Genomic DNA, 7,222 nt, shown 5'->3' on the forward strand with positions numbered 1-7,222 from the left:
CCGAACTTTTTGCTTACTGCCTTATTAGCTTGTGGTTTATTGGCTGAGATTATTTCCTTATAACATTTCAACAAGCTGGTGCATCATTGCCAACGTGACAAATGAAGACAAAGTTATAGAAATATTAAGCTTAATCATTTATTGATTGGGCTTTTTTTAGTATTTATGATATTATTGCCAAAATCTCGGCAAATAGAATATAATAAAAGAAAAAGTGAAGGGGGGATAATCTTGGAAAGTTTTAAGGAAATTGATCAAGCACTTGATAAGTTAAGAATAGATATAAAAAATATTTCACCATCTATCCTTGAGAAAATAGAGGAAGATTTTGCACTTAGATTTACTTACGAGTCCCTAAAAATTGAAGGCAGCAGCCTATCCTTCCAAGAAGTCAAAGACCTACTGGCAAGCATCTCTTCCAAAACAGACAAGGAATAAGAGTTTCAAAGTTAGACTTAAAACCCTCTCGAATTTGAGAGCTTTTAAAGAAAAAATTAGGTGATTTTTTGAAAAAAACTAGAAAAATTGAAGAGAATTCATTTAAAAATAGGGAAATTGACTCACTTGAAGATGAAATGGACATAAAGCTTGCAATTTCACGACTAAAATCAGCAAAAAATGAAGAATTTGTCTCACAAGAGGACTTTGAAAAATTATTCGGCGTAAAATTAGATGCAGTTGCTCCTCTTAAAGATGAGGAAATAGAATAAATTTATTTTTCTAAAATAAAATTGCCTTTTAAATGCCAAGTCCATCTTCATAAATATCGAGGTGTAACATGGATAAAAAAATTAAAAATTAATAAAGAAGAAGATAAAGTCTTTGAAGAAGCTAAAAAATTTGTTGAAGAACACATTGATGCTTTTAAAGAATTGGCTGATGGACCTGACACAAATATGGAAAAATCCCAAGAAGCTTATAAAAACTTAGACAATGTAAAAGGTGAGCTTATGGATAAGTATGACAAAGCCTTTAAAGAACTTGCCAAATCAAAAAAGCTACGCTGTTTTCGCAAATGAAAACAAAAGCGTAGCTTTTTTGATATAATATAAAAATTTAAAATAAAAATTAACCTTTAAATTCAAGTTTCAATTGCATTCCAAGTCCACTTGCTAGTTTTTTTAACATTTTTAGACTTGGATTTCTTGTACCATTTTCAATTCTACTGATGTCTGCTTGATTAATCCCAGTTTTTTCGGACAAGTCCTTTTGTGTTAGATTAAGATTATTACGAGCTATAATCATGGCTTCTATAATGTCGTATTCCGGAGCAAGTGCATCATATTCTGACTTAATTTCATCATTTTTTAAAATTTCCTTTTTGTAATCATTGTAAGCTCTCATAAAAATCTCCTTTCAAAATCTTTTTTATATTTAATAGCAAGTTCAATTTCAGATCTTGGAGTTTTATTACTCTTTTTAACAAAACCATTGGTTAAAACTATTCTTTTATCAAAAATAAAAAAATAAAAGATCCTAGTTATGTCACTAGATTGTTTTGTTCTTAATTCAAAAATACCATCACTTAACTTCTTTGAAAAATGTTCTCTAAGATTATTGCCAAACTTTTCCAATAGATCGATATCTTTTAAAGTTTTCGCCAATAATTTAGGGCTTAAAGAATCTAAAAATTCTTCAACAGGAACTTTGCCATCTTCCTTATCATAAAATATAATTTCATACATACCAGTTTACCTCTTATACAAATATAATATGGTGTATAAGACATATTGTCAAGGGGAAATCTAAAGCCTAAGGCTTTAATTCTACTCTTGGAGGGGACTTAGGGCGTTTCGATTCGCCCTTGTCCCCTCCAAACCTCCCCTTACCACCCCCAACGACCTGTCAGGGGCCTCTGCCAACAACCCCGAGCGGCAGACAGCCTAAAATTCAAAACTCGTTAAGATTACACTTTTGAAATTTAAAAACTAACAATCAATTAAGATTTGATTTCAATTACTCATAAAGTCAATAGCTTAACTCAAACAGTTGAATTTTTTAACGTCTGTCTTGCCTTACGGGGTTTTTCTCCCTCAGTTCGTGGTTTTACCTATGCACTGCTTCAAATTTATGTAAAGTTATTTAACAAAACCTAAAAACGATTAAAAACTTGCAAATCAAAAGAAGCTTAGTCAGTATTGATTAAGCTTCTTCTTTTTTACAGCTTAATAATTATCTATGAGTTTATAAACTTCTATGGCTTCATAAGGAACTACATCTTAATAATGAGCAGTGAGGCTATAAGCTTCCATGACTTCATAAAGAGCTATAACTTTATACTTAAGCAGTGATCTGATCGAGTGTATCTAATGAGCAAAAAAATTGGTTATGCGTTAAAAATTTTCAACTGTTTGAATTCGCGAAGCGAATGAGTTTTGAAAATTTAGCATGGCCGATTTTTTTGGACTCAACGTACGTGGGGTGAAGGGGGTGGTTTGGAGGGGCAAGGGGCCTCACGATGCCCCTACGCCCCTCCAATATTGATTCGCAAAGCTCTGCTTTACAAAAACTTTTAAAGATGGAATCTTTACGTTATACAAATAAGAAATTAAAGCCTTAGGCTTTACAAAAACTTCTTGAAGAAGAAATCTTTATACTATATAAAAGAAGAATTAAAGTCAAGGGATTTATGAATCAATCTAAAAGCCTTGGGTTTTTTAACAACCTTCTTCTTTACTATATAAGAAATCTATTTCTATAGAAGAAAATATTATTTATAGAAGAAACCCCTTTCTTTATTATTTCTTTAACCCCTTCCTTTCTTTCCCAAAAGAAAAGAAAATAAAAATTGCAATCCTGTAACCCTTTTGTTATAATTCTACATACGGTCAAAAAAGGCCGCCTCTATTAGCGCAGAAAAGCGCCAAGTAAAACACAATCACAACATAGTTAAGAAGATATTGTTAAACATGACAATCTATAAACTTTATGTAATGTAATTGTAATTTTACAAAGCAAATTTCTAGTGTATAATAGAGACACAAGAGGAACATGACAACTAAATAAAACCAAAAGGCGATATTTATTTGTCGACCTCTATATAGTCGAGATAGTTCAGTCTCGGCGACAAAAGTTTGAGACTTTTGTAGAATCTACAAAATTTTTAAGGAGGTCGAAAGACAAATGAACAAGAAAATTATTTCTCTAGTACTAGCACTAGTTATGGTACTAGGAACATTCACAAGTGTCTTCGCGGCTGAACCAACAAAGAAAGCAGAAGCTAAAAAAGCTGAAGCTGGAGAAAAAGTTGAAAAAGTAGTTGGAAAAGATAACAAAATCCAATACGTAATCGACAAAAAACTTGTTGAAGGCTACGAAGATGGAAACTACGGACTTGATAAAAACATCAAGAGATCCGAAATCACAAGATTACTTGTACTTGCTAACGGTAACGAAGAATTAGCAAAACAACTACAAGGATCAATGAAAATCTACTCTGACGTAGATACTAAGCACTGGGCAAACGGAGTTATCTCAGTAGGAACTACAGTTCCATCTGACGCTAACGGAATTGCTATGCTAGCAGGATACCCTGATGGATCATTCAAGCCAGAAAACGACGTAACTTATGCTGAATTAGCAAAAATGCTTGTAGTTCTTGCTAAAAAAGACCTTACAGCAGACATGGTTAAAAACGCTAAATGGGCAACTTCATGGATGACATGGGCAGCTCAACTAGGAATTCTTGACGACGTAAACGTTGTTGATTCTAACAAAGCAGCTAACAGAGCGGATGCATTCACTATGGTTTACAATGCTCTTTACACAATGAAAGAATTCAAGAGAGTTCCAGCTAACGAAACAAGAGGTATTATCTCTAACCTTACAAAAGACGTTTTAACTCTTAACCAAGATTCTAAAATGGAATACAAGGTTACAGGAGAAACTGTATTTGTAACAGGACACAATGCTTCAAGACAACAAGTAGTTAGACTTAACGAACTTAACCTTAAGACAGATGATTACTACCTAGGTTCACTAGTTAGAATCCTTGTTAACGAAAAGAACGAAGTTACTCACATTATCGAACTTGGTAACCCAGCAGTACTTGCTAGAGGCGAAAATGCTGTAGCAGGTAAAGTTGTTGAAAACGACATTTGGAGAGGCGTTGCTGATAACACTGTAGAAACTGTAAACCCAGTTGCTAAATCAGCTGCAGAAGCTCAAAAACTTATCAAAACTGGCGAATCTTATGCAACAGTTAAATTCAATGACAACAACATTGATGCTAAATACATTAGATTCCACAATGTAGATAAAGTTAAAGATAATATCATTGACCTTAAGATCAATGACAAGACTGAATTCTATGTAGCTAACCCAGCTAACAACCAAATGAAAAAAGTTGCTAACGTTAACGAAGCACTTTCACTAATTGGTTTCCATAACTATAAGGACTATAAGATTGCTGGCGTTTACGCTGGATTCGATTCTGACGGACTTGGAAGAAACTGGAAAGCTATCAAATACAACACAGCTGACAGACACACTGCAAAAGTTGTAGTATTCAACTTTGTAAACAAAGCTGCTGAAGGAGAAAAATACAGAGTAATCGAATCTTCTTCTTCAAAATTCATGACAACTCTTGAAAACACTGACGGTAAACTATTCGATAGAAACAATGTATATGATACAGCAAGATTCCCACTAGAATATGGTGACAAACTTGACGTTATCGAACTTGATACTGTTAGAGAAGGTTCAATTTACAATACTCTAATTGACCACTCTAAGACTGAAAAATACCCAATCGTTAAGATCACTAAAGTAGATGACGATAAGAAATTTATCGAAATTGAAGACCTTAATGGAGAAAAAACATTCTTAGACATCAGAGATGCTGATATCTTCTCTGCTGAAAGATATGGTAAGCTAGAAGAAGGAACTTCTATCCAATTTAGAGTTGAAAATAAAGACAGCAACGTAGCTGAAATTATTTCACTTCTTGGAGATGCTAAACTTAAAGGCTCAATGGTAGGCGTACTTCCAACAGCTGACAAGGCTCAAAGAGTTGGAGAACTAGTTGAAGTTAAAAACGTTAACGGTGTTTACCACATGGTAGTTAAAGTTGACTACAACCTATTTGACGAAGCTGACAAAAACGGATATGCAACATACATCGTTGCTGACGAATATGTAGAAGGTCTAAAGGCTAACATTGGTAAAGACATTGCTTTCAAAGTATTCGAAAGAAACAACAATGGTCTATACATTGCAACTGATATCAGATTAAATGATGAAGATCAAACTAAACTTGTAAGAAAACCTGGTCAAGTTACAATTGATGAATATTTAGCAAAACAATATGCTAATATCTTAGAAGCAATTGAAAACTTAACACCAGCAGACAAAGTTACAGCTGATAATGCAGATGCTGTTGCTAAAGAAGTTGCTAAAATTGAATCTGAATTAGATAATAAAACAGAATTCAAATTAACAAGTGAAAATAAAGATCACGCTAAAAAATTAGCTGATGTTAAAACAGCTGTTGAAAACGCAAAAAAAAACTGAAAAATGAGGAAGATTTAAAGAAAATCTTCGCTGATTCAGTTAAAGCTGAATATGCTAATGTAAAAGGCGTTAAAGACGTTCTTGATTTAAAATATGACCCAGCAACAAAAACAGCTACAGTAGTTATTCTTGACAAAGAAGCTACTTTTAATAATGTTAAAGAAACAGGAACTATGGTAGCTCTTGGAAACGTAGCAAATGGTGCAAACCTTAAATACTACCAAGTTGAAAATCAACCAAAACAAGAAATTTCTGAAAACAAAAAAGATAACAGAGATAATCTTTTAGCAGACTTATTTGCTGCTACAGGTGCAGATCCAAGTAAGCTTGGCAACTTTGTAGGTAAAGAAGTAAAAGTAACTGCTCACCTTGAAAAAGGTGACGTTAAAGCTACTGACGTTTACACTGTAAAAATTGTTGAAGGTCAAGCTAAATAATTAGTCTAACTAATTAATGAAAAACTCGAGGGAAACCTCGGGTTTTTCTTTTTTTTTACATAAAAATTTATTGGAATAAATTTAAAATTTTAACTTTCGTAGATTATATTAAATTTTCTTAATATTATAGATTTATTTCATTCATTATAAGTCTGTAAAGTCATAGAAAAGCCTGTTGTTTTGTGGTATTATGATGGTATGAAAATATTAAATTTTTCTAATTATAAGGAGGTAATAATATGTCAAAAAAAGTTAATTCTTTGATCTTAGTTTTGATTTTTATGGCACTAACATGCACTAATGCATTTGCAGCGCCAGAATTCCAAACAAGTGCTAATAAAGATCAAAAGATAAAGACTTTACAAGACCAGGGTTATCTACATGGCTATGCAGATGGATCTTTAAAACTTGAAGACAAGATCAAGAGAAGCGAATTTGCAACAGTTATTGTATATGCCCTAGAAAAGCAAGATTTAGCTAAAGAGTTACAAGGAAAATCTGAGCCCTTTACAGATGTAAAGAAAGAATATTGGGCTAATGGAATTATTTCTGTAATCAAGGATGGAAAAGGTTTAAATAATAATATAAGTATTATTGCGGGTTATCCAGATGGGACTTTTAAACCTGAAAACAAAATTTCCAATGCAGAAGCAATTAAGATGTTAGTTTGTCTAAAAAAATCAGACCTAACAAAGGAAATGATTGACAATGCAAAGTGGCCAACATCTTGGATAGCTTGGGCAAAAGAAGAAGGAATTATTGGTAAAAACTCAAACATTAGTGAAGACTTGGACTATTCAGCAGAAGCACTAAGAGGCGATGTTTTTACAATGTTCTATAATGGTTTTATGGAAAGTGATAAAAAGACTTCAGAAAATCTAAAATCACCCATAAAATCTGTGCCTGTTATTAATGTAAGGGATACTAGAAGGGGATACAGGGAGTCTCACTCATACAATCCACCTTTCAAGTATGAAGAAGGAAGACCTTTGACACCACTTACACCAGCAGAACCATACATTCCGTTAACACCGTTAGAACCAGCGGAACCTTATATTCCTTTGACACCCTTAGAACCGGCTGAGCCATATATTCCTCTAACACCGTTAGAACCAGCAGAACCTGTTGAAGAAGTGAAAGAATATACATTGACAGCAGGAGAGGAAGTAGAAGGTTTAACAAAAGCAAAAGACAATGGGAAATATGATAAAGGAATAGAAATTACTTTTACAGTTAAAGAAGAAGCTGGAAAGACAGTAAAAGTAGAAAAAGTT

Annotated in this window: 8 protein-coding genes; 6 read left to right on the forward strand and 2 right to left on the reverse strand. The window is 33.2% G+C overall.

The genetic code is table 11. From position 1 onward, the window contains the following. The first annotated feature begins 231 nt into the window (after positions 1 to 231). The 3 genes from HMPREF3023_RS07940 to HMPREF3023_RS07950 all read left to right on the forward strand — a co-directional run bounded on the left by HMPREF3023_RS07940 (position 232) and on the right by HMPREF3023_RS07950 (position 1,019). A complete protein-coding gene (locus HMPREF3023_RS07940; protein WP_070702370.1) occupies positions 232 to 438 on the forward strand; it encodes a hypothetical protein in 207 nt (68 codons plus the stop codon). Positions 439 to 506: 68 nt separating this feature from the next. Continuing rightward, entirely contained in the window at positions 507 to 710 is a 204-nt protein-coding gene (locus tag HMPREF3023_RS07945) for a hypothetical protein (RefSeq protein ID WP_070702371.1), read from the forward strand. Between the two features lie 21 nt (positions 711 to 731). Further along, positions 732 to 1,019 carry a hypothetical protein gene (locus HMPREF3023_RS07950; protein WP_070702372.1) on the forward strand — a complete coding sequence of 96 codons (288 nt, stop codon included), beginning with the start codon at positions 732 to 734 and terminating at the stop codon, positions 1,017 to 1,019. Positions 1,020 to 1,068: 49 nt separating this feature from the next. On the opposite strand, the gene HMPREF3023_RS07955 is transcribed toward HMPREF3023_RS07950, so the two are convergent. Both HMPREF3023_RS07955 and HMPREF3023_RS07960 read right to left on the reverse strand, forming a co-directional pair. Then, positions 1,069 to 1,344: a helix-turn-helix domain-containing protein gene (locus HMPREF3023_RS07955; protein WP_172605468.1), complete on the reverse strand. Its 276-nt coding sequence runs from the start codon at positions 1,342 to 1,344 to the stop codon at positions 1,069 to 1,071. Then, the gene (locus HMPREF3023_RS07960) at positions 1,341 to 1,685 is read right to left on the reverse strand and encodes a type II toxin-antitoxin system RelE/ParE family toxin (RefSeq protein WP_070702375.1); all 345 of its coding nucleotides are present in this window, start codon (positions 1,683 to 1,685) and stop codon (positions 1,341 to 1,343) included. Before HMPREF3023_RS07960 ends, HMPREF3023_RS07955 begins: the two co-directional genes overlap by 4 nt. Positions 1,686 to 3,123: 1,438 nt before the next feature. Here HMPREF3023_RS07960 and HMPREF3023_RS07965 point away from each other — a divergent pair. The 3 genes from HMPREF3023_RS07965 to HMPREF3023_RS07975 all read left to right on the forward strand — a co-directional run. Then, positions 3,124 to 5,511, forward strand: coding sequence for an S-layer homology domain-containing protein (locus tag HMPREF3023_RS07965; protein ID WP_070702377.1), 2,388 nt, complete (start codon positions 3,124 to 3,126; stop codon positions 5,509 to 5,511). 173 nt (positions 5,512 to 5,684) lie between these two features. After that, the gene (locus HMPREF3023_RS07970; RefSeq protein ID WP_070702379.1) at positions 5,685 to 5,948 is read left to right on the forward strand and encodes a hypothetical protein; all 264 of its coding nucleotides are present in this window, start codon (positions 5,685 to 5,687) and stop codon (positions 5,946 to 5,948) included. Positions 5,949 to 6,187: 239 nt separating this feature from the next. Next, positions 6,188 to 7,222: S-layer homology domain-containing protein (locus HMPREF3023_RS07975; RefSeq protein WP_210400923.1), on the forward strand; the 1,035-nt coding region annotated here is incomplete at its 3' end.

Source organism: Peptoniphilus sp. HMSC075B08, from assembly GCF_001815405.1.
Classification (GTDB): domain Bacteria; phylum Bacillota; class Clostridia; order Tissierellales; family Peptoniphilaceae; genus Peptoniphilus_A; species Peptoniphilus_A harei.